The organism is Cytobacillus sp. MT66, from assembly GCF_058792595.1.
The window spans coordinates 265,196-290,846 of sequence record NZ_JBXAFB010000006.1 but is presented as its reverse complement, the minus strand read 5'-3'; the positions used below and the strand labels follow the sequence as shown (position 1 = coordinate 290,846).

General features: G+C 39.8%; 29 protein-coding genes. 8 read left to right on the top strand and 21 right to left on the bottom strand.

Annotation, left to right across the window (positions count from 1 at the left end):
• Window positions 1-84: 84 nt before the first annotated feature.
• Window positions 85-1,080: an NAD(P)/FAD-dependent oxidoreductase gene (locus AC1Q59_RS13420; protein WP_492366343.1), complete on the top strand. Its 996-nt coding sequence runs from the start codon at window positions 85-87 to the stop codon at window positions 1,078-1,080.
• Window positions 1,081-1,141: 61 nt separating this feature from the next.
• On the opposite strand, the gene AC1Q59_RS13415 is transcribed toward AC1Q59_RS13420, so the two are convergent.
• Window positions 1,142-1,504, bottom strand: coding sequence for a HesB/IscA family protein (locus AC1Q59_RS13415; RefSeq protein ID WP_492366342.1), 363 nt, complete (start codon window positions 1,502-1,504; stop codon window positions 1,142-1,144).
• A 309-nt stretch (window positions 1,505-1,813) separates the two neighbouring features.
• The gene (locus AC1Q59_RS13410; RefSeq protein WP_492366341.1) at window positions 1,814-2,053 is read right to left on the bottom strand and encodes a YuzB family protein; all 240 of its coding nucleotides are present in this window, start codon (window positions 2,051-2,053) and stop codon (window positions 1,814-1,816) included.
• 160 nt (window positions 2,054-2,213) lie between these two features.
• Between AC1Q59_RS13410 and AC1Q59_RS13405 the strand changes: the two genes are divergently transcribed.
• The gene (locus AC1Q59_RS13405; protein WP_492366340.1) at window positions 2,214-3,281 is read left to right on the top strand and encodes an NAD(P)/FAD-dependent oxidoreductase; all 1,068 of its coding nucleotides are present in this window, start codon (window positions 2,214-2,216) and stop codon (window positions 3,279-3,281) included.
• A gap of 86 nt (window positions 3,282-3,367) precedes the next feature.
• Here the strand turns inward: AC1Q59_RS13405 and AC1Q59_RS13400 are convergent, their stop codons facing one another.
• Entirely contained in the window at window positions 3,368-3,691 is a 324-nt protein-coding gene (locus AC1Q59_RS13400) for a YuzD family protein (protein ID WP_492366339.1), read from the bottom strand.
• Window positions 3,692-3,868: 177 nt separating this feature from the next.
• Between AC1Q59_RS13400 and AC1Q59_RS13395 the strand changes: the two genes are divergently transcribed.
• Complete coding sequence (locus AC1Q59_RS13395) at window positions 3,869-4,111, top strand: NifU family protein (protein WP_492366338.1); 243 nt, start codon at window positions 3,869-3,871, stop codon at window positions 4,109-4,111.
• A gap of 57 nt (window positions 4,112-4,168) precedes the next feature.
• Here the strand turns inward: AC1Q59_RS13395 and thrB are convergent, their stop codons facing one another.
• From thrB to yutH, 4 genes are all read right to left on the bottom strand, one after another.
• Complete coding sequence (gene thrB, locus AC1Q59_RS13390; RefSeq protein ID WP_492366337.1) at window positions 4,169-5,098, bottom strand: homoserine kinase; 930 nt, start codon at window positions 5,096-5,098, stop codon at window positions 4,169-4,171.
• Window positions 5,095-6,159, bottom strand: coding sequence for a threonine synthase (gene thrC, locus AC1Q59_RS13385; RefSeq protein ID WP_492366336.1), 1,065 nt, complete (start codon window positions 6,157-6,159; stop codon window positions 5,095-5,097). Before thrC ends, thrB begins: the two co-directional genes overlap by 4 nt.
• Entirely contained in the window at window positions 6,156-7,451 is a 1,296-nt protein-coding gene (locus AC1Q59_RS13380; protein WP_492366335.1) for a homoserine dehydrogenase, read from the bottom strand. Before AC1Q59_RS13380 ends, thrC begins: the two co-directional genes overlap by 4 nt.
• Before the next feature lie 345 nt (window positions 7,452-7,796).
• Window positions 7,797-8,798, bottom strand: a complete 1,002-nt coding sequence (yutH, locus tag AC1Q59_RS13375) for a spore coat putative kinase YutH (RefSeq protein ID WP_492366334.1) — start codon at window positions 8,796-8,798, stop codon at window positions 7,797-7,799.
• A gap of 200 nt (window positions 8,799-8,998) precedes the next feature.
• Here yutH and AC1Q59_RS13370 point away from each other — a divergent pair, with 200 nt between their 5' ends.
• Window positions 8,999-9,499, top strand: coding sequence for a phosphatidylglycerophosphatase A family protein (locus AC1Q59_RS13370; protein ID WP_492366333.1), 501 nt, complete (start codon window positions 8,999-9,001; stop codon window positions 9,497-9,499).
• Window positions 9,500-9,542: 43 nt separating this feature from the next.
• Here AC1Q59_RS13370 and AC1Q59_RS13365 read toward each other — a convergent pair whose 3' ends face one another.
• The 12 genes from AC1Q59_RS13365 to AC1Q59_RS13310 all read right to left on the bottom strand — a co-directional run bounded on the left by AC1Q59_RS13365 (window position 9,543) and on the right by AC1Q59_RS13310 (window position 21,566).
• Window positions 9,543-10,463 (bottom strand): polysaccharide deacetylase family protein, encoded by a 921-nt coding sequence (locus AC1Q59_RS13365; RefSeq protein WP_492366332.1) that lies wholly within the window; start codon window positions 10,461-10,463, stop codon window positions 9,543-9,545.
• Between the two features lie 87 nt (window positions 10,464-10,550).
• Complete coding sequence (locus tag AC1Q59_RS13360; protein WP_492366331.1) at window positions 10,551-11,300, bottom strand: GNAT family N-acetyltransferase; 750 nt, start codon at window positions 11,298-11,300, stop codon at window positions 10,551-10,553.
• A 5-nt stretch (window positions 11,301-11,305) separates the two neighbouring features.
• Complete coding sequence (locus tag AC1Q59_RS13355; protein ID WP_492366330.1) at window positions 11,306-12,436, bottom strand: glycosyltransferase family 4 protein; 1,131 nt, start codon at window positions 12,434-12,436, stop codon at window positions 11,306-11,308.
• A gap of 30 nt (window positions 12,437-12,466) precedes the next feature.
• Entirely contained in the window at window positions 12,467-13,444 is a 978-nt protein-coding gene (locus AC1Q59_RS13350) for an O-antigen ligase family protein (RefSeq protein WP_492366329.1), read from the bottom strand.
• A gap of 223 nt (window positions 13,445-13,667) precedes the next feature.
• Window positions 13,668-14,972: a lipopolysaccharide biosynthesis protein gene (locus AC1Q59_RS13345; RefSeq protein WP_492366328.1), complete on the bottom strand. Its 1,305-nt coding sequence runs from the start codon at window positions 14,970-14,972 to the stop codon at window positions 13,668-13,670.
• The gene (locus AC1Q59_RS13340; protein ID WP_492366327.1) at window positions 14,969-16,120 is read right to left on the bottom strand and encodes a GNAT family N-acetyltransferase; all 1,152 of its coding nucleotides are present in this window, start codon (window positions 16,118-16,120) and stop codon (window positions 14,969-14,971) included. Before AC1Q59_RS13340 ends, AC1Q59_RS13345 begins: the two co-directional genes overlap by 4 nt.
• Window position 16,121: 1 nt before the next feature.
• Window positions 16,122-17,051 (bottom strand): NAD-dependent epimerase/dehydratase family protein, encoded by a 930-nt coding sequence (locus tag AC1Q59_RS13335; protein WP_492366326.1) that lies wholly within the window; start codon window positions 17,049-17,051, stop codon window positions 16,122-16,124.
• Between the two features lie 61 nt (window positions 17,052-17,112).
• On the bottom strand, window positions 17,113-17,892 hold the full coding sequence (locus AC1Q59_RS13330; protein ID WP_492366325.1) for a tyrosine-protein phosphatase: 780 nt from the start codon (window positions 17,890-17,892) through the stop codon (window positions 17,113-17,115).
• 42 nt (window positions 17,893-17,934) lie between these two features.
• Window positions 17,935-19,305, bottom strand: coding sequence for a tyrosine-protein kinase domain-containing protein (locus AC1Q59_RS13325; protein ID WP_492366324.1), 1,371 nt, complete (start codon window positions 19,303-19,305; stop codon window positions 17,935-17,937).
• Window positions 19,306-19,334: 29 nt separating this feature from the next.
• The gene (locus AC1Q59_RS13320) at window positions 19,335-20,000 is read right to left on the bottom strand and encodes a sugar transferase (protein ID WP_492366323.1); all 666 of its coding nucleotides are present in this window, start codon (window positions 19,998-20,000) and stop codon (window positions 19,335-19,337) included.
• Window positions 20,001-20,327: 327 nt separating this feature from the next.
• Window positions 20,328-21,095: a TIGR01457 family HAD-type hydrolase gene (locus AC1Q59_RS13315; RefSeq protein ID WP_492366322.1), complete on the bottom strand. Its 768-nt coding sequence runs from the start codon at window positions 21,093-21,095 to the stop codon at window positions 20,328-20,330.
• 33 nt (window positions 21,096-21,128) lie between these two features.
• A complete protein-coding gene (locus AC1Q59_RS13310; protein WP_492366321.1) occupies window positions 21,129-21,566 on the bottom strand; it encodes a DUF86 domain-containing protein in 438 nt (145 codons plus the stop codon).
• A gap of 157 nt (window positions 21,567-21,723) precedes the next feature.
• Between AC1Q59_RS13310 and AC1Q59_RS13305 the strand changes: the two genes are divergently transcribed.
• Both AC1Q59_RS13305 and AC1Q59_RS13300 read left to right on the top strand, forming a co-directional pair.
• Window positions 21,724-21,990, top strand: a complete 267-nt coding sequence (locus AC1Q59_RS13305; protein ID WP_492366320.1) for a DUF3055 domain-containing protein — start codon at window positions 21,724-21,726, stop codon at window positions 21,988-21,990.
• A gap of 115 nt (window positions 21,991-22,105) precedes the next feature.
• A complete protein-coding gene (locus tag AC1Q59_RS13300; RefSeq protein WP_492366319.1) occupies window positions 22,106-22,393 on the top strand; it encodes a cytosolic protein in 288 nt (95 codons plus the stop codon).
• A 14-nt stretch (window positions 22,394-22,407) separates the two neighbouring features.
• On the opposite strand, the gene AC1Q59_RS13295 is transcribed toward AC1Q59_RS13300, so the two are convergent.
• Window positions 22,408-22,695, bottom strand: a complete 288-nt coding sequence (locus AC1Q59_RS13295) for a YutD family protein (protein WP_492366318.1) — start codon at window positions 22,693-22,695, stop codon at window positions 22,408-22,410.
• A gap of 126 nt (window positions 22,696-22,821) precedes the next feature.
• Here AC1Q59_RS13295 and AC1Q59_RS13290 point away from each other — a divergent pair, with 126 nt between their 5' ends.
• Window positions 22,822-23,460 carry a YhcN/YlaJ family sporulation lipoprotein gene (locus AC1Q59_RS13290; protein ID WP_492366317.1) on the top strand — a complete coding sequence of 213 codons (639 nt, stop codon included), beginning with the start codon at window positions 22,822-22,824 and terminating at the stop codon, window positions 23,458-23,460.
• Between the two features lie 54 nt (window positions 23,461-23,514).
• Here AC1Q59_RS13290 and lipA read toward each other — a convergent pair whose 3' ends face one another.
• Entirely contained in the window at window positions 23,515-24,432 is a 918-nt protein-coding gene (gene lipA / locus AC1Q59_RS13285; RefSeq protein ID WP_492366316.1) for a lipoyl synthase, read from the bottom strand.
• Between the two features lie 252 nt (window positions 24,433-24,684).
• Between lipA and AC1Q59_RS13280 the strand changes: the two genes are divergently transcribed.
• Window positions 24,685-25,641, top strand: coding sequence for a M23 family metallopeptidase (locus tag AC1Q59_RS13280; protein WP_492366422.1), 957 nt, complete (start codon window positions 24,685-24,687; stop codon window positions 25,639-25,641).
• Window positions 25,642-25,651 lie beyond the last annotated feature (10 nt).

The following is a 25,651-nucleotide window of genomic DNA, read 5'->3' as shown; positions in this document are numbered from 1 at the left end:
TTTTATCAAACAAGCTGAGCTTTAAATCGATTTATGATATGATATGGGTATAAACCAACATTGGAATACTGGGGGGAAATAGAAGTGAAAGAAGATCAAAAAGTGTATGATATTACTATTATCGGTGGGGGTCCAACCGGTTTATTTACTGCTTTCTATGGCGGCATGAGACAGGCATCAGTGAAAATTATTGAAAGCTTGCCGCAGCTTGGCGGTCAATTATCGGCCCTTTACCCTGAAAAATACATATATGATGTTGCAGGTTTTCCTAAAGTGCGCGCTCAGGAATTAATCGATAACCTTAAAGAGCAAATGGCCAAATTTGAACCTGCTGTTGCGCTTGAACAATCTGTCAACAAGCTTGAAAAATTGGAAGATGGCACTTTTAAGCTTACTACTGACAAAGAAATCCATTATACAAGAGCAATTATCATTACAGCAGGAAATGGTGCATTCCAGCCGCGCCGGCTTGAATTAGAATCAGCTGCGCAGTACGAAGGCAAGAACCTGCACTACTTTATTGATGATTTAAATAAATTTGCCGGCCAGAAGGTTGTGGTTTTTGGCGGCGGAGACTCGGCTGTTGACTGGGCACTTATGCTTGAACCTATTGCAGAAAAGGTCACTATTGTACATAGACGCGATAAATTCCGTGCCCATGAGCATAGTGTGGAAAACCTTTTCAATTCCAAGGTTGAAATTAAAACACCTTACGTGCCTGCCGATTTAGTCGGAGAAAACGGACTTATTAAACAGGTTGTATTAGAAGGGGTTAATGACAAAGAAAAAGAAGCGATTGATGTCGATTCCGTAATCTGTAACTATGGCTTCGTTTCTTCACTTGGTCCAATCAAAGAGTGGGGATTGGATATCCAAAAGAATTCAATCGTCGTTAACTCTAAGATGGAAACAAATATCCCTGGAATTTATGCTGCAGGAGATATCTGCACATATGACGGAAAAGTAAAGCTGATTGCCTGCGGATTTGGCGAAGCACCTACAGCAGTCAACAATGCAAAAGCTTATATTGACCCTAAAGCAAAAATCCAGCCAATGCACAGCTCTTCCATGTTTGGTTAAAACGGGCAGAAAAAGGTATCCTCATTGGATACCTTTTTCTTTTACAGGGCAAAGCTGCCTTTTAACAGTTTTCCGGAGTACCTGCGTTTGCAGCCGTTCTAAATGATGAACCGCAGCCGCATGAAGCAATGGCATTCGGATTATCGATCGTGAATCCGCCGCCCATCATGGACTCTTTATAGTCAATTTTAGTTCCTTGCAGGATTGGCGCATCTTGTTTATTGACAACAATCTGGATTCCGTATTGTTCAAATTGCTGATCATTTTCCTCAACTTCATGGGCAAATCCCATTCCATATGATAAACCGCTGCATCCGCCGCCCTTAACTGCGACACGCAATATGGCATTTTCTTCTTCACTTGCCTTCATCATGTCCTTAATTTGCAAGGCTGCAGCTTCTGTTAAAATAATTACATCACTCACGATTGTTCCCTCCTTTTACTGATGGGATAAAAGTTTCTTCCTATATTCTAGTATAAACACATTGCTTACGTTCCTCAACTTATCTGAATTGAACCTGCCGCCTATATATGATAAAACCCGTATTAAGGTTCTCTTTTAGCCGTTGATTTCCACTCCAGGCGCTTCGCTTTCCGGGGGGCGTTTTGCGAGCCTCCTCGTCACATACGTTCCTGCGCACGTCTCGCTTCAACGCTGATCCCCCAGGAGTCTTCGCACCTTCCGTTCCAATCAACTAAGATGTCAATCAACATCAATCTAATACATCTTTTACTAAAAAAGTTCATTTTCCTCAATATATTGATAAATTTTTTCCACCAGATCTTCTGGGGTTTCGCCTTTTATCACTTCGCCCTCGACTAGTGCATATAAGCCTGCATCACACTTGCCGCAGTGGCTTAAACAGCCATACTCATAAACATCTAAATCATAATCTTTTTTCAATTCTTCAAACGCCTTATGCGCCCCGTTTGCCAGGTTGCTTGCGCAAAACTCAATGAGCGGTCTGATCACCCAAATCACCTCTCTACACGTTTATGCTACTTACTTTTTTATAGTTAGGCAACCATTTTTAATGAGGTTGTGGTTTTATCCTTTATTCGATATACTCATATGGGATTATGATTTTTGGGAATAATTATACATAAGAACGGATTTAAAGGGGAATTACAAGATGAAAAAACTAGTGATACTGGGTGGGGGCTATGGCGGCATGCGTGTACTTGCGAAGCTTTTACCAAATAACCTGCCAGAGGATGTTACTGTAACACTCATTGACCGTGTGCCATACCATTGTCTAAAAACAGAATACTACGCCTTAGCAGCTGGAACTATTTCTGATCAGCACGTCAGGGTTGCTTTCCCTGAAGACCCTAAACTGTCGATTGTCTATGGAGAAATTATGGGCGTTGACTTAGAGCAGAAAAAGGTCCTAATGAAGGAAGAAAAAGACGTTCCATATGATGATCTAATTATCGGTTTAGGATGCGAAGACAAGTACCATAATGTTCCAGGAGCTGATGTATACACACACAGCATTCAAACCATTGAAAAATCCCGTGCAACTTACCAGACACTAAATAACCTGCAGGCAGGCTCTGTTGTAGGCATTGTCGGAGCTGGTTTAAGCGGTATTGAAATTGCTTCAGAACTCCACGAAAGCCGTCCTGATTTAAAAATAAAAATATTTGATAGAGGAAGCCGGATTCTGTCCGCATTCCCGGAAAGATTAAGCTATTATGTTGAAAGCTGGTTCGACAGCCATGGTGTAGAAATAGTCAGTCATTCCAATATTACTCGGGTTGAAGAAAAGACCCTATATAATAATGATGAACCTATCGAATGTGACGCTATTGTCTGGACAGCCGGAATTCAGCCAAATCGGGTGGTTCGTGAAATGCCAGTCGAAAAGGATTCACAGGGCAGAGTTGTTCTAACAAAATACCACAACCTCCCAACCGACGAACACGTCTATGTTGTCGGAGACTGTGCCAGCCTGCCGTTTGCCCCTAGTGCCCAGCTTGCTGAGTCCCAGGCAGAACAAATTGTTACAGTTCTTTTGTGCCGCTGGAAAAATGAAGCACTTCCTGAAACGTTGCCAACTATAAAATTAAAAGGGGTACTTGGATCCCTAGGCAAGAAACAAGGATTTGGCGTTGTTGCTGATCGGGCAATTACTGGTCGGGTGGCACGGCTGCTGAAGTCAGGTATCCTATGGATGTACAAAAACCATCGCGGATAAAGAAAAGCGGGAGAGTCGCCTAGTGCTGGGGCTTAGACATTCTCGAAGTTTAAAATAGAGACTTTCCTGCCGGAAAGTCTCTGTCTTTATTCTGCTTTGTATCCGTATTTCTCCATCTCCGCATAAATGGTCTTTAATCTCGGGTTGCCTTCTCCTACAATTTCATCTTCAATTAATACCACGGGGTAAAACATATCCTCTTCAATAACCCTTTGAGCGAAGGTCTTTTTTTCCTCATCCTCCGGCGGATTAAAAATATCTACATACGTAATCTTAAATGGCTGATCGGGATATTTTCTGCTAAGAGCTGATTGCAGCCATTCAAATGTATCCTTTGACGAAGGCAGGTTGACACAGCTCGCGCAAATTTGCTCTGCGCCATAAATGGTCATTTCAACTTCACGATTCATATTACGCTCCCCCTTTGATTGATTTTATATCTATATGTTATATTCCATAAAGATGCTGACTTCTTGCTGATTGTCCTTTGAGCAGGAGAACCGTCACCATTTCATTTTAACATATTATTAAATAGATTTTTATTGTCATAATGATTATAATAAATATAAAGAAAGGAGTAGATATCAATGGCTGAACAAGCAACAACAATGTTTGATCAGGTTCAAGAGGTATTAGATAAATTGCGTCCATTCCTGCTTCGTGATGGTGGAGACTGTGAATTAATTGATGTTGAGGATGGAGTAGTAAAGCTTCGTTTACTTGGAGCCTGCGGCACATGCCCAAGCTCAACAATTACACTTAAAGCAGGCATCGAACGTGCCCTATTAGAAGAAGTACCTGGTGTTGTTGAAGTAGAACAAGTTTTCTAATCAACCCTTCTTATAAAAAACTCGCCAATTTTTGGCGAGTTTTTTTGTTTATATTTATTATGCAAGACATTGGCTTTCATCTTTTATAGAAGAACGAACAACAGAACCCCTGCTGTCAACCCTTAGCCTTCGGTATTCCATTTCCGGCAGTAGCTTGGACAGGCCTTCAGCTACCGCTGATGCCTTTCCTTTTTTAACCAGGCAAAGCACGGTCGGTCCAGCACCGCTTAATGCCACACCAAAAGCTCCTAATGCATGGGCATGTTCTTCAATAACCTCGAGATGCGGAACAATCTTTTTCCGATAAGGATGATGGTATAAATCGCGTTTCATCATTTGACCTGCAAGGGAATAGTTATGATTTAATAACGCCCCAATAAGAACATTGCCAATTGCTCCAGCTTGGACGGCTTCCTTGTATTCTAGGTTCAGCGGCAGCACTCCCCTTGAATCCTTCGTTAGTAATTCCTTTTTGGGGATGACGGCAACTACATCGAGATCAAGCTCAGAAAAAACCTGTGAAAATACCTTGCCCTCTATCTGACAGCCAACAAACAGACCGCCTAAAAGACTTGCCCCAACATTATCCGGGTGCCCCTCGAAATCAGATGCAACCTCAAGCTTCTCCTGTTTTGTTAAATGAAGGCCGCATAATGAGTCTGCAAGTTCAATACCGGCAACAATCGCGGCAGCACTGGATCCAAGACCTCTTGCTAACGGAATATCACTCTTCATTTTAATTCTGCACGCTGGCAGGACTTGGCCAAATTTCTTAGCAGTCTTTATCGCCACCTGGAATACAAAATTCTTTTCATCCTTTGGAAAGGCCTCTAATGGGGGTGATAAAGGGATCATTTCCCATTTATCTGCTTTCTCAACCTCTAATGTTAAGTAGACATTCAAAGCTAATCCAATAGAATCAAATCCAGGGCCCAGATTGGCTGAGCTCCCTGGAACTTTTATGATGAGCATTTCACCCTCGCTCATACATGGACAACTCCTTTAATATACTCAGCAACAGCTTTTTCATCATTAGGCAAGGACACTGGATGAATTGGGCTGCAATCAATTGCTGTGTTCGGGTCTTTCAGGCCATTTCCTGTAAGTATAGCGACTACTTTTGAACCGTGAGGAATTTCGCCGTTTCTTAGTTGCTTGTATACTCCGGCTAAAGAAGCACACGAGGCAGGCTCTGCAAAGACTCCTTCTGTTGATGCAAGTTTTCTGTACATGTGAACAATCTCTTCATCGCTAACTTCATCAATTTTCCCATTTGATTCTTCAACAGCTGCGACAGCTAGATGCCAGCTGGCTGGATTTCCGATTCTGATCGCTGTTGCAATTGTTTCAGGGTTTTCGAATACTTTTCCATGAACAATAGCAGCTGCACCTTCAGCCTCGAAGCCGCGCATTTGCGGAAGGCCTGTATGATTTTTCTCATTGTACTCTTTGAAGCCTTTCCAATAAGCACTGATATTGCCGGCATTTCCGACAGGCAATGCAAGAATATCTGGTGCCGCTCCGCCTAGCTGGTCACAAATTTCAAATGCCCCTGTTTTTTGTCCTTCAAGGCGATATGGATTCACTGAGTTTACTAATGTTACTGGCTCTGTTTCACTGATTTGTCTTACCATTGACAGGGCCTGGTCAAAGTTGCCCTGGATAGAGATGATTTCTGCTCCGTACATAACTGCCTGAGCAAGCTTGCCCATAGCTATTTTGCCTTCAGGAATAACTACGATACAGCGCATTCCCGCTCTTGCTGCATAAGCAGCCGCGGCGGCTGATGTATTTCCAGTAGAAGCACAAATGACTGTATCACTGCCATCTTCTTTAGCCTTGGCAACAGCCATGACCATTCCGCGGTCCTTGAAGGAGCCTGTTGGGTTTGCCCCTTCTGTCTTCACATAAAGGTCAATTCCCCATTCTGTGGAAAGTCTATCAAGGCGAATTAAAGGTGTATTACCTTCGTTAAGTGTCAGCAATGGTGTATTTTGATTAATCGGTAAATATTCCTTATATTCTCTTAATAATCCTTCCCATTTCATACATTCGAGCTCCCTTCAACACGGTATGAACTTTCTATAGATTGTACTGCCTGCAAATCTCTTAGTTTGACTAAAATATCTCCATAATCCTGTAATGATGCCTGGTGGGTAACAAGAACAATTTCAGCAAGTCCTTTGTCTTTAGGAAGCTGCATGATCTTTTCAAAGCTGACATTATGCTCTGAAAAAATAGAAGTCACTTCAGCAAACACACCAACTTCATCTTTTACATGGAATCTTAAAAAGAATTTTGAATAGATTTCGCCAGCATCCTTAAGCTGCTTATCATATTGCGGCGGAATAGCGCTTTTCCCTGTTACACCTAATCGCATATTTTTCATTACAGTAATTAGGTCTGAAACAACAGCTGATGCTGTAGGAAGGCTTCCTGCTCCGGGACCGTAAAACATCGTTTCTCCAACGGCTTCCCCATACACGTACACCGCGTTATACTCATCATTCACTGATGCAAGAGGATGGGAATCAACTAAGAATGTCGGCTGAACACTTACTTCTGCTTTATCCCCTTGACGGTCAGCAATACCAATCAGCTTCATTGTATATCCAAGCCTCTTTCCATACTGAAGGTCCTCTTCAGTAATTCCTGTGATCCCTTCAGCCTTTACATCATCAAGTTCAATTTTCATGGAGAATCCGAGTGTAGCTAGAATCGCCATTTTTCTTGCAGCATCCAAGCCTTCAACATCAGCAGTTGGATCTGCTTCAGCATAGCCAAGGTCCTGCGCTTCCTTTAAGACCTCTTCATAAGGACTGCCCTGCTTGCTCATCTTTGTTAAGATGAAGTTCGTGGTACCATTGACAATCCCCATCATCTTAGTAATCCGGTCTGAAGAAAGACCGTCTGACAGACCTCTTAAGATTGGAATACCGCCGCCGACACTTGCTTCATAAAAAAGGTCACAATCATTTTTAGATGCTAGCGTTAAAAGGTCCGAACCGTTAACAGCCATCAAATCTTTGTTCGCCGTCACCACGTGTTTACGATTGGACAATGCTTTTACAATATAATTTTTTGTTTCTTCAACGCCGCCCATTACTTCAATAATGACATCAATGTCTGGATCGTTTAAAATTTCTTCGGGGTCTGCAGTCAATTTCCCTTTTTCAACATATACTGGCCGTTCTTTATTTACATCTTTAACAAGGATTTTTTTAATATAAACAGGACATCCAACTTGATGCATGAGTTTATCCTGGTGATTTTCAATAATTTGCACGACTCCGGAACCCACTGTTCCCAGCCCCAGCAATCCAATAGCGATCGATTCCATTTTTCTACCCCTCTCCGTTGTTGTTCTCCCTATATGTACAGTTGTATTTGTATAGTAGACATTATAGATCTTATTTCTTTTATTTACAATAGTTTTTATAAAATTCTAACTGAAGTTAGACACTTTTGTATTTTGGCCGTTGATTGCAGCGAGAGGCGCTTCGCTTTCCGGGGGGCGTTTTGCGAGCCTCCAGGAGTCTACGCGCCTGCAGCGAAGATCAACTAAGCGGTTAAATCAAACAATAGGCTTTGGTATAGCATAAAAAATAAAAACAACATCTTTATATGCAAAAGAAAACACGAGATTTCCTCCATTTCCTAAAGGGCAATCTCGTGCTTTTTATCATCAAAGCCAGCTGATGATTGGTATTTTCATTTTTTTGACTGGTACTTCCGCAAAGTCGTAAAACGAGGCGAGAAAGTGTTCGTGGTCATCTGTTTGCTGGAGATACTTTTGCAGAGATTCTTCAAGCATTCTTTGTTTTTGCTCTGAGCCGGTCCCGTAATAGGTTTCAATACAATTAAAATAATGCAGCGGAAAGACGAGTCTAGCGTACAGCAGTCGCCAGGAAAAAGAAGTAAGCGGGACAATGCTTTGATAATCCTGAAGGAACAGACGAAGATCTGGTTCATAGGTTTTAATATTTCGGAAGTATCTCTCTCTCGTCCACTCAGCCAGATCTCTTGCTGAGTGATCAAACACCCATTGGAACGGGTTCTTCATATAGTAGGAATTCATCCAGGTTTCAGCAGTAAGCCTCTCATGACAAACAGTCCCATGATCCGTTAGCCCGGGATCATCATCCAGTTCTGAATCAACAAGATACTGGATCGCATTCTCGGCAAGTCCGCGGTAATATGGAAAGGACTCGAAGAACATGCGCTCAAATTCGTTATCCGGATGCTGAAAGAGCATCTCATTCCATACAGCCTCCATCTGTTCAAGCCTTTGTTCCCACAGCTGCTTCCATTGCCCAATTCTGCTTATCTTCTCTACTTGAAAAGTCACTAGCCTGCCCCTGTAATGAAATTTGGCCAGTTTTCTTCCTAGACGACTGATCTTCCGATTTTGAATCTGCCTGCTGTTCAAAATTGCATATTTGCCGTTCTGCCATTCGCAGGTGTTTTTGCCTTCCTTTGTTTTTAAAAACGTACTGCAATACTTTTCCCCTGTTTTCACCAAATGCTCTGACAGCAAATGAAGCTCATTCAGCACGGAATCATCATAACCGTCAACCGGAATCAGAATATAAATCTTTTCCTGCTTTCGGCAGGCAGTATACTCACCTATGCGCAGTTCCTCATCTGCTTGTATCCCATATTGAAATTCTAGAATATTCTTTAACATTTTATATTCACCACACCTTCTTTTTTCCTCTCCTTGAACCAATATATGAAGGATGGACAGGAAACTTGTTCTTTTCTTGATTTATCCAGATTGCCTAGGTATGATTGAAACTATTAACATGATTTGGTAAAATGTTAGACCAAGCATATTATCGGAAAAGAAAGTATATATTTAATCAAAAAAGAAACTAGGTGGAACTAATGAACGAAGAAAAGAAAAAGACTGTTCTCGAGCAAACAGCAAGGCAATGGCTGCAGGAACGCGGGGTCAAGATTCAGGATATTGCTGATTTAGTTTATTTTCTTCAGGAAAAGTATCATCCTGATTTGAAGATGGAAGACTGCTTAATAAACGTAGAGAGGGTTCTTTCCAAAAGAGAAGTGCAAAACGCTATCATTACCGGAATCCAATTGGACGTATTAGCCGAGGAAGGAAAGCTTCGCGATCCGCTGCAGCATATTATTGAAATCGATGAGGGCTTGTATGGCGTTGACGAAGTCCTTGCCTTATCAATTGTAAATGTGTATGGATCGATTGGTTTTACAAACTTTGGCTACATCGATAAGCTAAAGCCAGGCATCTTAAAGGATCTGAATGACAAAAACTCTGGCAAATGCCACACTTTCTTAGATGATATCGTTGGAGCAATCGCAGCTGCTGCATCAAGCCGCCTTGCTCATAGAGCAGTTGGCGAAGAGTAATCCACAAACCCATAAAAGGATGGAGAAATCCCCTCCATTCCTTTTATGGGTTTATTAATTCTTCTGCAAGCTTCCCCATACTTACGCTTTCCATTCCATATTTTTTTTTCAGAAGGCAATAATGTTCCAATATTACTCTTAACATGGCCAAGTTTTCACCTAAGTAAGTTCCAAAGTTATGCGGATGCCACCATAAGTGGTAGACTTGCCCGTTTTTAGCAGCAAACGTAAGACTATTAATAATTCTTTTTAATCGCAGCTGGTTAAGAACATTAAGGCGGGGATTAAAAGGACGCAGAAAACGGCTGGATGGAATATTTACTGGGCTTGTTTGTACATATATAGAGTTAATAGAATAACTGTGATGCCCGGACAAATTCACATAGGAATCAATCAACCTTAACGCTCTTTTAAAGACAGATTCCTCCCTTGTACAATCGGGTCTATACAGCCATGAATGTTCATTGCCGCGATAGCATAGAATCCCCAAGTCTCTGCATATGGATAAATAATCAGGATTCACTTGATTACGCGGAAAAACCAAGCTTTTCACTTCAGCATTTCTCACTTTTGCAATATTAATAGCAGCTTTCAGGTCATCTCTAAATTGTTCCTTCAATTGCCCTTTTTCTAGACAATAGTAGTGTGAAAACGTGTGGGTACCTATTTCCTGATTTGGAACAGAATTAATTTTCTCTATTAATGATAATCCGTAATGAAAAGGATCTTCTTGCTCAGAACTTCCTATATGCTCAATGGCTAAATACGGAGAAAAGGATTGGTCTGTATATTCTGGTTTGTTCTCTGGCAGATGCTTTAGCAGTTCTCCCTTTGAGTCAAAAAACAATAACCCTACAGTTGCCCAAGTCGCATGAATGTCGAATTCCTGAAAAAGGTTCAGTATTCCGGGAATTGCTTGCCTCACTCCTAAGAGATTGTCTTTATATTGGGAAATGGTCATCATATCCCTCACACCCCAATAAAGCTCAAAATCCAGAGAGATCACAAGTCTCCCTTTTTTATTCAGTTTAATCCCCTCCTTTGCTGCCTCTTAACCTTTCATTTTTTTATAAAGCAGAACAAGCTTTCCAAGCCGTGTTAAAGCATGATAGCCGGAGTACTCGGTTACCTCTTTTCCGCCAAATGAACGTTTAAAATAATTAACATTTTCATCATTGGTTATTTCACCGAAATCATAAATTTTATAGCCCTCTTTTTTAAATTCAATCATATTCCTCCAATGAAGATAACGATTGGCCCTGCCAATTAAACTTTTCTGAGAGGTTTCAGTACTCATTCTGTAATGCGAGGCAGAATAGAGCATCATAGCTCTATCCCCATCAGCTGCATATACGTGATAACATAATGGCTGCCTGTTATCATCAGAGACCTTTGCAATAACGAGGCCGTTCTGGTCATTAATAAGCTTCAATGTTTGAAGATGAAACCTGCCGCATTGTGCCGTATTTTTATTGCGGGCAAATTCATTATAAAAATCCCGAAATTCATGAATATCATCCTCAGCAGGTCTTTGATTAAAAGAATAATATAGAGCATCCTTATTCATTGCACGATTAATTTTGTAGCGATTAGATTTGCCAATTTGTTTAAATAAATCATTTTCATTTCTAGTTAAATCAATTTGAATAATCTTTTTTGCTTTTAACCCATTTCTTGGAATGACCGATTGTTGAAAACCTACAAGATCAACATGTTTTGCCATCAAATCTTCTTCATCAGAATCTGAAAAATATATCGTTTGAATACTTAGGTTTCCAATCTTTCTATCTATCCTGATCAATGAAGTTATCCCCTTTTATGAACATTTTGCCTTTTGCTGCAAGCTATAATCTTTTCATAAAAGCTCAGCGTTTCTTTTAGCATTTTTTCAAAGGTAAATTCCTTTTCATACTTTTCCCGGCTCCGCTTTCCCATTTGAATTCGAAGCTCTGAATTTTGGATGAGTTCCCGAAGTTTGCTTGACAGCAGTTCAAGGTCAGATCGCGGGATTAAGTAGCCATTCACTCCATCCTCAACTAATTCACTAACACCCCCAACATTTGAAGCAATAATGGGCAAACCGCTTCTCATCCCTTCTATGATACTCAGTGGAAGACCCTCAAAATTTGTGGTTAGGACAAAGATCTGTGATTCTCCTAGAATATGAGGAATATCCCTTCTATTTCCTAAAAAACGGATTCTTTCAGATAGCCCGCCTTCATCTGCCGCTCTTTTTGCTATTCCCAGCAGCGGGCCCTCTCCTACAAAAACAACCACCCATTCTAAATCGGAAAGCTGTTTTACAGCATTGATCAGCAATAAATGGTCTTTTGGATAATCAAATCTTGCTAACATGACTAGACGAGGTGGAGACTCTGATACATCAGCAATAAAAGCTGATCCTGCATCAAAAACCCCATTATGAATAATTTTCAATTTATCTTCCGGGATCGTACGATGTTTTACAGCTAAGAGATAATCAAATTCTGAAACCGTTATCACACCTAAAGATATTTTACCGGCCAATCGTTCAAGAAAAGCATATAACTTTCGTTTACGGCTGGAAACACCCTCAGTAAATGCCCATCCATGAGCGGTAAACACTGCTGGAACCCCCGTTAATTTCCCTGCGGCTCTGCCGATCATCCCCGCTTTAGAAGAATGTGCAGCAAGAATATCAGGCTTTAATTTCTTTAACCACCTGCAAATCTCGAACAATGCTTTTATATCATAATATGGATGTATTCCCAGCCTTAAGTTGTTTAACTCAATATACTTAACCCCATGACTCTCCAGCTCCTCCGAAACGATGCCCTTGCCCATTGAAAGAACAATCACTTCATGCCCGCTTTGAACAAGACCTATAGACAGATCTAGCACGTGTACTTGCGCCCCTCCTATAACGTCCATCCGGCTAATAAACTGTACGATCCTCAATAATCATCTCCCCTTACTCTTAACATCCAATCATGTTTTATATCCTTTAGAGTCCATATTCAAATCCTGTTCTGCCTGCCACCAAGGAAGGGCAAGCAGCAGCCAAAAATGTCTCCAATGCAATGTATCGATAAAAAAGCTATTAAAGCCGATTCCTAACAGGGAGGCAAAAACCACCACAAAGAGACCTTTTTCCTCCCCTTTATGCCTGAAGATATTTTTTAGAGACTGAAACAGTGCGAGACAATAAAAGACAAGAAAGGCTATGAAGCCGAGAATACCATTTTCAGTAAAAACTCGAACATAAAGACTATGAGTAGAATGATTAAATACTTCCTCTGACTGCCCCGGTCCTATACCCAACGGGTGTTTAATTCCTATTTCTAATGCCTCCATTTGCTTTGTAAATCGGGTATCATCATATTCCTGGTAGCCAAATCTTTCATGCAAAAGTCCGGCAGTCTGAGAAGACGCTGTGATATAAAATAGAGCAGGAATTGAGAATGCCAACAAAGTAACTAGCAATATCAGCCTTCTTTTAAAGCTGGAATGATAAAAAAATAAATAAATGAACATAGATAACATAAAATGTCCCCATGCAGCCCTAGAAAAGCTTAACAATACGCCAATCGCCAGCAAGGCAAAGCAAATGGCCATGATAACCATCAACATACGCCTTCCTTGGTATTTTTCAATCTTTAATAGGAGAAAGATTGATGGAGGGATAAGAAAGGGGCCAAAGACATTAGGGTCTTTAAAGAATCCCTTTACACGGCCTTCCATTAAGAACATTTCAGAAAAAGGAAGGAGATGGTAATAAGCTGCTATACCGAAAAAGGCTGCGAGAACAGCTGAAAAGACATACCCCTTAAAAATGGCCTCCGCTGCTGTCACTTTAAATCGGGAAACAATTCCTGCAAAACAAAACCAAGTCATAATTAAATAGAAGGAGATGACAGTAAATTCGGCAAAACGGCTAATATCTTTAATCATAAAAAATGATGCCAAATGACTTTCTATAAACAAAAAAAGGCATATAAAGGGAATTAATGCAGAAGGACTAAAAGATAAATAGAACAGATACACACTTAAGCCAAACAGTATAGGAAATAAAAGATCATAAGGAGAAGGCTCTATCAAGGAAATCGAACTGAGTGCCAGCATAATAAATAAGAAGTTGAATAACCACTTGGGTTGTCTTATTGATCTCAAGCCTGCCCACTTCCCTCATTTATTTTCCTTTTTTATTTTTTGTTTGCAGACCCCTTCGTATGGACAGCCAGGAACATAAAGCTAAGACAATGTAGCCAAAGGAGCTAAAAACACTTAATAGAGCTATACTTTTCAGTGGATCGCTAAAATGTATGGAGCAAAACCAAACAGCAAACAGGATCACCATGCAGCGGATGCCTTCAGCGGCCAATTGCAGGCCTTGACGTTCAAACACGTAAAAATTAGTAGCAATAGGCCCGACAACCATTTGCATGAAATATAAAACAGCCAAAATTTGCACATAAAAGCCCGCCTCTGTCCAGCCATCTCCAAAAACGAAGCGGAAAATATATGGCGCTATGACAGCTAAGCTTCCAATAATTAAAAAGCTAACCCAAGACATCTTCCATACTGTTTGCCAAAAAAGAGAAATAATAAGCGGATTTGATGTACGAACCATTTTAGTAGCTTTGGAATAATAAACTTGCTTAACAGAAAAGCCAACTAATGACTCAGGTATAGATAGCACACGCTGGGCAAGCAGGTACCAGCCAGCAACGGCTGGCCCAAATGATGAAGCAATAAAGAGGGTTGGGAGGTGGAAACTAACCACATTTAAGATAGATGACCAGCTTGTTATAAGCGGAAAGTGCTTATACTGTGCTGCTAAACCCATCATCCTCTGAAAGGAAAACTTTCTCCACTTTGTCTCTATATATCTCCAGGAAAAAGCGGCTATCGTTCCACTCCCGCAAAATCTTCCCAATACCTCTCCCACAACTAAGCCGAGAAATCCGATGGGGGCAAAGACGAACTGAAAAAATAGCTGACCAAGATTCATAGCTACCTTTCCTTTTGCCATATATGGATAGGCTTCATGGCGAATCAGCCAGGAATTCATAACCTGAAATATGCCAAAACCTGCAAAACTAAAAGGCAAAAGCCATAAATACTCTTCAAAATGAAAATTTTGAAACAGCTGGGCTATAAGATCTTGAAACATCAGAACCACAACAAAAACTAACAGACTCATCCCTAGAACGGTTAAAACAGATAGACTTAACAGGTGAAATGCGTCATTTTCACGTTTAGGGAGAGGGATGGCTGCATCATACTGGAGTGATGCAAGAATAGTAATACTATATAGAATAGACACATAGACAGCATATCCCCCGAATTCCTCGGGTGTGTAAATTCGGGTCAAAAGAGGGGTTGAAAGAACAATGATCCCTTGCGAAAGAATCGTGCCAGACATAAGAGTGAGCACACTTTTTAGGTAGCTGCTGGAGGATGCCTTTTCCTTTATTTTTTGGATCCACTTCATCCCTTTTTTCCCCCATGCCAAAATGGCAAAGATTTCAATACACGAGATTTCACCTTCCCTAAGAAGTTCCTTTTAAAAAGAACGAGCTTTCGATTCTTCTTTAATGAATCAATCAATCTAGCCTTTGCTGAATAAACAAAATAAAAGATTCTTGCCAAGCTATGCTTGGATGGAAAAATAAACCTGGCGGCAAATTTTGTTTCATTGCTCCAATCAAATTTATATGGCTCATATCCAATGCTCATATCAAAGATCTCTATTTCCGATTGCACACAATCTGCAATTTTCTGTTTAAATAGAATCTTGCCAGGACTGAATTTCCCATAGTCATCATCATGAGCCGGCAGATAAAAAAGGTACCGGCTCCGGCACTCAAATCCATACAAATAGGCAATCAGCCGATCGTCTACATATAAGGCATCAACCTTCGTTTGAAAGGCAGCAGATTCAGCCTGAAGAAGCTTTTGAAAAAATTCTTTTGTTTTGCCTTCTGAAAACCCGCTTGTATCGTTTTTTTCTTCCCATCTTTTTGTGTGAAGACTAAACATTTTTTCTATATCGTTTTTGCGAAGAGGCTCAAAGGACACTGCACCCAATTCTTTTAATCTTCTTTCCTTGCGGTCAAGGCCATGCTTTTTCTTTCTTTTAGCAAAGTATTGATCAAATTGTATTTCGGTTAATTGTAAAACTGGGCAAACAATCATTGAACGGTAATTCGCTATCCTTTTTACTTGCAAATATTGATAAAGGGGAAAATAAAGGTCACTGTCTTCAAAAAGGCCATGAAAATGAAACAGCCTCGGTTTTTTGCTGTTAGTTAAATGCTGCATTATAAATTCGATGGCCTTAGCAAGCTCAACATCATTAGCTATCGCATCCATATAATTTGCCTGGCCATAGCCAATAAAATAAATATGTTCAATGAAGAGGCCCTTTCTTTTCATTAGAGGTAAAATAACTTTGACATCTTCATCCTCTTCTATAGCAATAACAAATAATTCATATTGCTGGCCAAAGACGCTCCACCATAAAAATATCCAATCAAATTCAATAAAAGGATTGTTATTCTCCGCTCTTTGCAAATGGCCATCCCATATAGGCTTTATCCTCTCCAAGCATTCAATGGATTGAATCACTCGAAGTTTCATTTTATTTCACCCGTTTTTCGCTATAATACTCCATCGTTTCATTTAAACCCTCTAGTAAACTGTAAGAAGGAGCCCAGTTTAATTTTTCTATTGCCTGCTGATTTTTGAGGCAGCTGCAGGGGATATCTCCTTCCTTGGCCTGATGATAAACAATAGGAGCCTTCCTGCCGCTGATTTGAACTAATACTTCTGCTAAATCCGATATAGAAGTCTGTGTTTCTGTACTTAAATTCAAAATATCGTTTGTTCCGTTTAGCAGCGCCAAATAGCAGCCGTTGGCAATGTCCTTCACATAAATGAAATCTCTTGTTTGTTTCCCATCACCATAAATTTCGAGAGGCTGATTACTTAATAGACGATCAATAAAAATGGAGATTACGCCCGCTTCTCCCTGGGCATTTTGTTTTGGCCCATATACATTGCCATATCTTAAAATACAGTAATCCAACCCATGGAATTTCTTAAATAGCTGAATATATGTTTCAGAGGTTAATTTTGATACACCGTAAAATGAAATAGGATTTGCCGGATGGAGTTCATCAATTGGAAGATATAGAGGCATGCCATAGACTGCGGCTGTCGAAGCAAAGATAAATTTTTTCACTTTATATTTGGCGCTTAACCTTAAAAGATTTAAGGTGCCTATAGTGTTAATTTTTGCATCATAGGCTGGATCTTCCATTGATGACTGGACAGATACCTGTGCCGCTTGATGGATGACATAATCAGGCCTTTCCTTTAAAAAGATTTCTTCTAATTCCGCCTCGTTTAATATGTTTACATTGTAAAATGAAAGATTGCCAGGAAGATTACTTTTATTACCTTTGCTCAAATTATCCACCACGGCAACTTCTATATTCTCTCGCAGCAGCTTTAATGCTATATGGGATCCTATGAAGCCTGCACCCCCTGTTATTAATGCTTTCTTCATGTTGTTAATCACCTTCATTCATAAAGTAGCAAGCTCACATTCTGCCGAAAAAATACATTGATTATGTGAAGTTGAAAAACCACCTTTTTTTTACAAATTTCTTCGGCTGAATAACAGTAAAGTCTTCTCCCTTAAGTATTTTTATGGCGTTGTCACGAAAGTAGTCTGCAAAGGAGGCTGAAAATTGCTTTTCCAAGTAAGTATATGCAGCTTGGATATTTGAGCCACGGCGGTTCACATTATGTGCATCAGAAGCTATAAAATGGGCGAGGTGATATTTCAAAAGTTTGGCTGAAAAGGTCTCTAATTTTTTCCCAAACGTACCGATCAGGCTTCCTGCTGTAATTTGCGCTAAGGCTCCTTTTTGGATAAAGGTATAAAGCCTATTTGGATCCTTATAAAATTCTGCATTTCTTTCTGCATGGGCAATAATAGGAACTAGCCCAGCTATTTGAAGCTCATAAAAAAACATTTCCGTATTAGCAGGAATATATAAATCAGGCAATTCTATCAATACATATTTACCGGTTCGGTTTAAGGTAAGCAAATCATTTGTTTTTGATTTTATATCGTTTATCAGGCCAGCGTATAAGCTAATTTCCATTCCGGGAACGACCGTCAGCGGGATATTGTTGATATTTAACAGCTGATTTACCTCCTCCACTCGGCTTTGAACGGTACTTGAAGGATTATTATATTTCCCGTTCTTGTGATGAGGGGTTGCGATGATGTGAGTAATGCCGTTTTCGGCCGCCTGTTTAGCCATTTGAATGGAATCCTGAGAAGTCTGGGCACCGTCATCAAGACCGAAAAGGATATGATTGTGGATATCAACCAACATGTAAATCTTCCCTTTCTTTTGCTAAAAGCATTTGGCTGCTGATCAGTCGTAATAATAATTTTTCCATATGCTCTTTTTATCACTTTTATTTAAAATCACCCCTAGGATGTTGGCCTCAATTCTTTTAAGCTGATCAATTCTTTGTTTAATAACCTCCCTGCGATTTTTCTTTGCACTAATCACAAAAATGCAGCCATCTGCTTTTGCAGCAAGTATTGCAGGATCGGATACAACCATTGGAGGGGCATCAAGTATGACAAGATCAAATATCTTTGTCAGTTCATCTATGAATTGGTCCATTAATTTGGAAGCAAGAAGTTCAGGAGAATGTAAAGGAATAGGTCCTGCAGCAATAAATGATAAATTGGGGATATTAGTCTTCCTAATAATCTGGTTCAGCTGTGCTCTTCCTGTTAAATAGGATGTGACACCTTTCCGATTTGTCATATGAAACATGTAATGGCCCGATGGTTTTCTTAAATCACAATCAACAAATACAGTTTTTTTATGATCCATAGCCATCAATATAGCAAGATTTCCGCAAGTGATTGATTTACCTTCTTCAGGCAGCGAACTTGTAAACATAATGGAGCGAAGCTCTTTAGCCCCTCTTTGAAACTGAATATTGGTGCGAATTAAACGATAAGCTTCAATGATGGGCGAATTCTCCTCCATTTTGGGCACCATTTTGAAATAACGTTCATTGTAAAAAGTCCCTTCGTCTGCAGAACTATTGCTGATAAACGGCACCTCTCCCAGCGGTGAAAGCAATAGATGCTCTGAAATATCACGCTGGGAATCTATTTTTCCATAAAAGTAATGTTTGATCATAATAAAACCTGTAGAAGTAATCAGACCAATGAGAAAACAAATAAGACCATTTAAAAAAGTCTTTGGTCTTACAGGCTGTGCCCTATCCTCTGGATCTGTCACAGAAAGAATATGAACATTATCCAGGTTGATCAGCTGTCTGATCTCTGATTGAAAAGCTTCAGCAATTGTCTTAGAAATATGAGCCGCTTCAGCTAAGCTTGAATCCTCTACAATGATCGAGATAATCTGAGAATTCCCGTTTGTTTTAACCTCCATTTTCTTTTTTAATTCACTTGACTCATACTCCCCTTTTAAGCTTTCGGATGCTTTATCCAAAATTCGCTGGCTTTGAATAATGAATTGATAGCTTTCAATTAGTTTTAGATTCGTTTCGATTTCCCCAAGAGAAAGGATGCGTCCATCTTGATTCGTAACCGTATGATTGATTAACAAATCTGTTCGGCCCTGGTAAACGGGAGTAAGAAAGAAATAGCTTATTGCACTTCCCGCTAAAGCAAATAGAAGTGTCATTAGCAGGATAAATTGTCTGCCTTGCTTTAAAACATTAAAAAGATCCCGCAAATCAAACTCTCTTTCCATTCACTCAAATCCTTTCAATAAAACAAAAGCTAATAGGCACCCTTACCTCTAATCACCTGAATAAAAGTCTTCATAATAATTTTGACATCCAATAAAAGAGAACATTGCTTTACATAATAAAGATCGTAAGCAATCTTTTGTCCATGATTAATTTCAGAACGTCCATTGATTTGCGCAAAGCCGGTTAAACCTGGCTTCACAAGCAGTCTTTTAGATTGTGTTTCATTATAAAACTTCGTGAATTCATAACTCTCTGGCCTAGGACCAACAATACTCATATCGCCCTTTAATACATTGAAAAGCTGGGGGAGTTCATCAAGGCTATATTTTCTTAAAAACTTCCCAGTCTTTGTTACATTTTGACTCATTTCCGATTTGAAAATAAATTCATCAGGTATGCCTTCTCCCCATTTTTCAAAATCAAATAAAACGGGAGAATGACTATCATTTCTCATAGTGCGAAATTTCCAGATCACAAATGGGATATGATTTCTGCCTGTTCGGATTTGCTTAAAAAATATAGGGGGACCATCCATTTTTAAAATAAGTATCATTAAAAGCAAAAAAATTGGTGTAAAGAGTATTAATAAAGTAAAACTGACCAAAATATCAAAAATCCTTTTAAATATTAGGTATGAAGGTTTATTATGGTTTCCTTTTGCAAATGCAGATTCCTGTTCTATTTTCCTATCCACAATTGCCTCCCTCCTAAGCCCCCCTCTACTTTCACCTAATACAATTTGCCTCCTTTTTAAAATAAACCATCAAACATTCAGTTCCTATGTCACAGATAAATCAAATCCTTATATTTTATTGGATATATTTACTATATATTCTAAATTATTTATATGATTTTAATATAACTAAAGTCGGTCATAATCCGATAAAATAAAAAGTCTCTAAACCACAAAGGAACTACATAATCCTTTTGATTCAGAGACTTTTAGGCTAATGATATTTATTTAGTCCTGGGTAAAAAGTTTTAGGTAAATAATGCTTTTTATATACAAGCCCAATAAATTCTATCGGAAATTCCATTGATCAAGCGTATCAACAACATAGGTTGGTTTTTTCTTATACCCGGTTAGGAGCTCTTTTGTCGTCACACCTGTATGTACAAGCAGCGTATCAATTCCTGCCTTCATCCCAGCCATAATATCTGTATCATAATTATCGCCAACCATAACGGTTTCTTCCTTTTTCGTCCCAATGACTTTTAGTGCCTGTTCCATAATGATGGACTCCGGCTTGCCAATAAAAATCGGCTGGGTTTGTGCAGAAACCGTAATCACCGATGTAATAGACCCGTTACCTGGCAACAGACCTCTTTCTGTTGGAAGGGCAATATCACCATTTGTGGAAACAAATGTTGCCCCGTTTCTCACGGCAAGGCAGGCAGTAGCCAGCTTTTCATAATTAATTGATCGGTCAATCCCAATGACAACATAATCTGCACGTTCTTCAGCAAAGGTAAATCCCTTGTCTGCCAATGCCTTTTTAATCCCTTCCTCACCAATCACATACACGGATGCATTCCTTTTTTGCTCGTATATATAATTGGCCGTCGCCATACTTGTTGTAAATACTTGCGATTCGTCTGCGGGTATATCGAATTCGCAAAGTTTTTTAGCTACTTGTTCAGGTGTTCGTGAGGAATTATTCGTGACAAAAAGATGCGGCAAGTCCAGCTCCCTGAGCTTTTTCACAAACCCAGATGCTTCCTTTATCACTTCGTTTCCACGATACATGGTACCATCCAAGTCAATTAAATAGCCTTTATATTTTCTCACTCTCTTTTCACTCCTATTAGTTCCGCCCCTATATTAATGGCGGAAAGCTGAAACAGGTCCTAATTCATTTAATAAATATTCCCTTACTTTTTCCGGGAATTGTCTTAATGAAGGCAAATTTTCTCCAAACACTTTTTTCATCTGGTTATGATTGATATTTGTATATTGCTGTACAAGCACCTTGCGATAAGATACAATCTCCTTCATGCTTTTCGTTAACTCACCTTGAACAACCTTTTCATCATCTAGAATATCTACAATGTCTTCATAGCTGCCCGGATCGCGCATGATAAAGCCGTCTATCATGGCATTGCCAACATCAAGAATTCCTTCTACTATGGTATGGCCAATCCGCTCCATGGCCGCTTTCTCAAGGTCTGTATGTAAATCCTTTATTTCCTCAAAAAGGGAGAATTGCCGTTCTAAAAATACAAGAATTTCCTCAATTTTTTCTCTGTCCACGAAATACATGTCTCTCACCTTTCCTCTATTGAGCGTAAAAATCAAAATCACCTATATTCTATCATACCTCGTGGAAGAAAGATAAAACCATTGGGATATTCTAAAGGAGAATGGCATCGAGTGACGAATATATAAGAATGAAGAAAACAAACAAAGGAGCCCGGAAATGACAGATAGATTTTTTTTATATGATGACATGGTAGACACAAAAACACGATTTGTGAGCTTTATGGGAGAACACCAGCGCTTTGACTTAGCCATCGTACAATCTGACCGTTATTATGGAAAACATATTGTCCTTGATATCCAAGGAAACCGTTTTGCCATAATTGGAGCAGATGATTTGGAGGAAGAAGGCTATTTAGAATATGCTTTTAACTTGTCCGAAGAAGACGCAGAAGAATTGCGTTCCTTCCTGGCAGAGATCGTTTAACAAATAGTGCTTTTCATGATTCTTAACTCATTTACAAATAATAAAGGAGAGCCTTTTTAAAAAGGGTTCTTCTTTTTTCTTTAAAATAATCTTCTTTTGGAAGAGGTGTTTGTAAATGGGATTAGATCGTGAATATACCGATTTTTCAAATGTAGAAACACAAAGATTGTATCTGACCGCTGAGGAATATCCGGAAGGCCCTTATGGTTCACCCATCAATCAGAACGAGCCTGTCGAAAATAAAAGCTCCCCATGGATTGAAGGCCAGCGAAAATATTCTGCCTTTAATTATGAGAACAAAACCCTTCACGAAGATATGCCGCGGCAAATGGAGGGTGCACATATTACACACGATGATTCAGACGCTGAGATGGAAAAGCCATACCAAGATTATCAAAAATAAAAAAAGGCAATCGGTTAATCCGGTTGCCTGCCTTTCACCTTTTTCAACACAAAATAAGCACATCCAAAATTACAGAATTCATATAGGTATTCCGTTAAAGTACTAATTTTTGTATCGAAGGTTGCTTTTTGGTTTTGGTCATCAAAAAACCCCTTTAACCGAAGCTGACCATATCCCCAATCACCAACAATATAATCATATCTCCCTAAAATATCGCTATACCTGCCGCGGAATGCCTCTTCATTGAACCCTTCCCGCTTCTCTTCAACTAACTCATAGCAGACATTGTTAATGCAAATCATTGCTCATTCACCCCCTATGTGAATTTTTCGTGCACGATGTCTTGATTAAATTATAACTGATTCCCCAGCAATTTCTAAGTAAAATTATTTACCCCATGGTTATCTTAAGATTAGGAGGTGCTTAAATTGAAAAAGCCTTTAATCATCCTTGGTATTTGCGGAATAACGGCCTTAACTGCTTGTGCAGGACAAAATAACATGGCAAATGACGGTATATACGAAAGATCTGGAAACACGCTTAATGTTAATAATCAGCGGGCAGATATCTATAACCGCGATAATGGCTCTGTCAACAGAAACGCAGACTTTGGTTATGTCCGCCACCAGCAAAGCCCGATTATGGGTGAAAACGTGTCTAACAACAATTACACTAATCTTAATAGAGAAGAGCTTGCAAATACAATCAGCCGCTATAGTTCACAAGTTCCGAATGTTGCCGACGTGTCAACACTTGTGACAGACAGAGAGGTGCTTATTGTTTATGCTACAGATACAAAAGACAGAAATTTGACAGCTGACCAGGTAAAGAAGATGGCTATGTCTATTGTTCCAAGATGGTACCATGTATATGTCAGCGATAATACTGGCCTTAGACAAAACCTTGAAAACTTTGCCACTACAGCAACTAATACACGAAATGCCCATAATGGCATTGATCATCTCATAAAACAAATGCTTAAATCTCCTCAAGGCGGCAAAATGAGCGATGGCGAAAATCAGAACGGAGTCATGCAGGGAAAGACAAATAACAATAACGTTAGGTAAGCGAATGATTCATACCAAAAAGAGTTCAGCACAGGCTGAACTCTTTTTTTCGTATTATGCTTTCTTCAGTTCCTCTTCGCCCAATGCTTGTTTGCGCTTTGAAGCTTCGTTTACTTGTTCATCTGCATGGTAAGATGAGCGGACAAGCGGACCAGCCTCACAGTGGCTGAAGCCTTTGCTTAAAGCAATTTCCTTTAATTCCTGGAATTCATCTGGATGGTAATACTTCACAACTTTTAAATGCTTTCTAGTTGGCTGCAGGTACTGGCCAATTGTCATAATATCAACGTTATTTGCCCGCAGATCATCCATTGTTTCTAAGATTTCTTCTTTTGTTTCCCCAAGACCAACCATTAGGCTGGACTTTGTTGGAATATCCGGCTGTATTTCTTTTGCACGGCGCAAAAATTCAAGGGAACGGTCGTATTTCGCTCTTGCCCGAACTCTCGGTGTTAAGCGGCGAACGGTTTCAATATTATGGTTAAGCACATCTGGACGGGCATCCATTAACGTCTTTAAGTTCTCGTATACCCCACCCATATCTGATGGAAGAACTTCTATTGTTGTAAACGGATTTTTTCTGCGAATTGCTCGAACGGTTTCGGCAAAAACAGCTGCTCCGCCATCTTTCAAGTCATCCCTGGCAACCGCTGTTACAACTGCGTGCTTTAAATTCATTGTTGCAACGGAATCAGCAACTTTTTCTGGCTCCTGCAGATCAAGTTCAGTAGGCAACCCAGTCTTAACTGCGCAGAAACGGCATGCTCTCGTACAAGTATCACCTAAAATCATGAAAGTGGCTGTTCTTCTCACAGCCCAGCATTCATGGATGTTTGGACATTTGGCTTCTTCACATACAGTGTGAAGTCCTTTATCTCTCATCATCTTTTTTAATCCGGTATACGTTTCATTCGTATTTAACTTTATTTTCAGCCATTCTGGCTTTCTTATGTATTCTTCCTGTTTACTCAAAATCCCCCAACTCCTTTAAAAATTGCACAAAAACACCTTTCATAAAGCCACTTTATCACAACAGATCAGGAAAAAACAAGCCAATCGGGATTACCATTAATTGATATCATTAAAATTTTCCAACGGTCGCAAACTATAACAGAAAAGCAACAATTGCCTTTAACTAGCAGGCTGAGGCTAGATAGTTCTCAAAGTCAACATTTGAGAAAGGAGGATTTTTTAGTGCGCATCTTTTCTTTTTTCGTCTTCACTATGCTGTTTTTGGCTTTTTCACAACCTGTTCAAGCCCAGGAAAAACAACCGGATATTTATGCACAAAGAATGGCTTTATACAAAGATATTGAATCTGTAACAAATATCCCTTGGTATTACCTTGCTGGCATAGACCAATATGAAAGAAAAGTACGGGAAGCGAGAAGAGACCTCCCTAAAGCAGAGGGCCTGACAGGAATTTATATAATGCCTGAAGTTTGGTCAGGAGCGCTAAACCCTAATCAAAAGGATGAAAACCCTTTAACTATTCAGCTTTTTAATGGTTGGGGCATTGATGGCGATGGTGATGGAAAGGCAAGTCTCTCCAATGATTTCGATGTCCTTTATTCTATTGCTCGCTTCCTGCTTTCCTACGGAACAGACCACGACAATATCAAAATGGGCCTTTGGGATTACTATAAAAGGGATAAGACAGTCAGCATTATCATCGGAAAGGCAAGAATGTACAAGCATTTTAATCGCTTGGATTTAGACCAGCGTGTTTTCCCTCTGCCTCTAAGAAGCCATTACACCTATAAAAACACTTGGGGGGCAGCCCGAGGATGGGGCGGCCGAAGAATTCATGAAGGCACAGACATCTTTGCAGGCTACGGTGTACCTGTCAGGGCAACTGCTTACGGCATTATAGAAATGAAGGGCTGGAACCGATTTGGCGGCTGGCGTGTAGGTATAAGGGATATTAACAATAATTACCACTACTTTGCCCATTTAAGCGGTTTTGCAAAGGATATTAAAATAGGGCAAATTGTTGAGCCCGGCATGCTTATCGGGGGTGTGGGCAGTTCAGGATATGGCCCTCCAGGTACTTCTGGGAAATTCCCGCCCCATCTTCACTATGGGATTTACAAAGATAACGGAAGAACTGAATGGTCATTTGATCCATATCCTCATTTAAGACAGTGGGAAAGGCTAGAACGTTTAAATAGGAAGAAATAGGTAAGGGCCC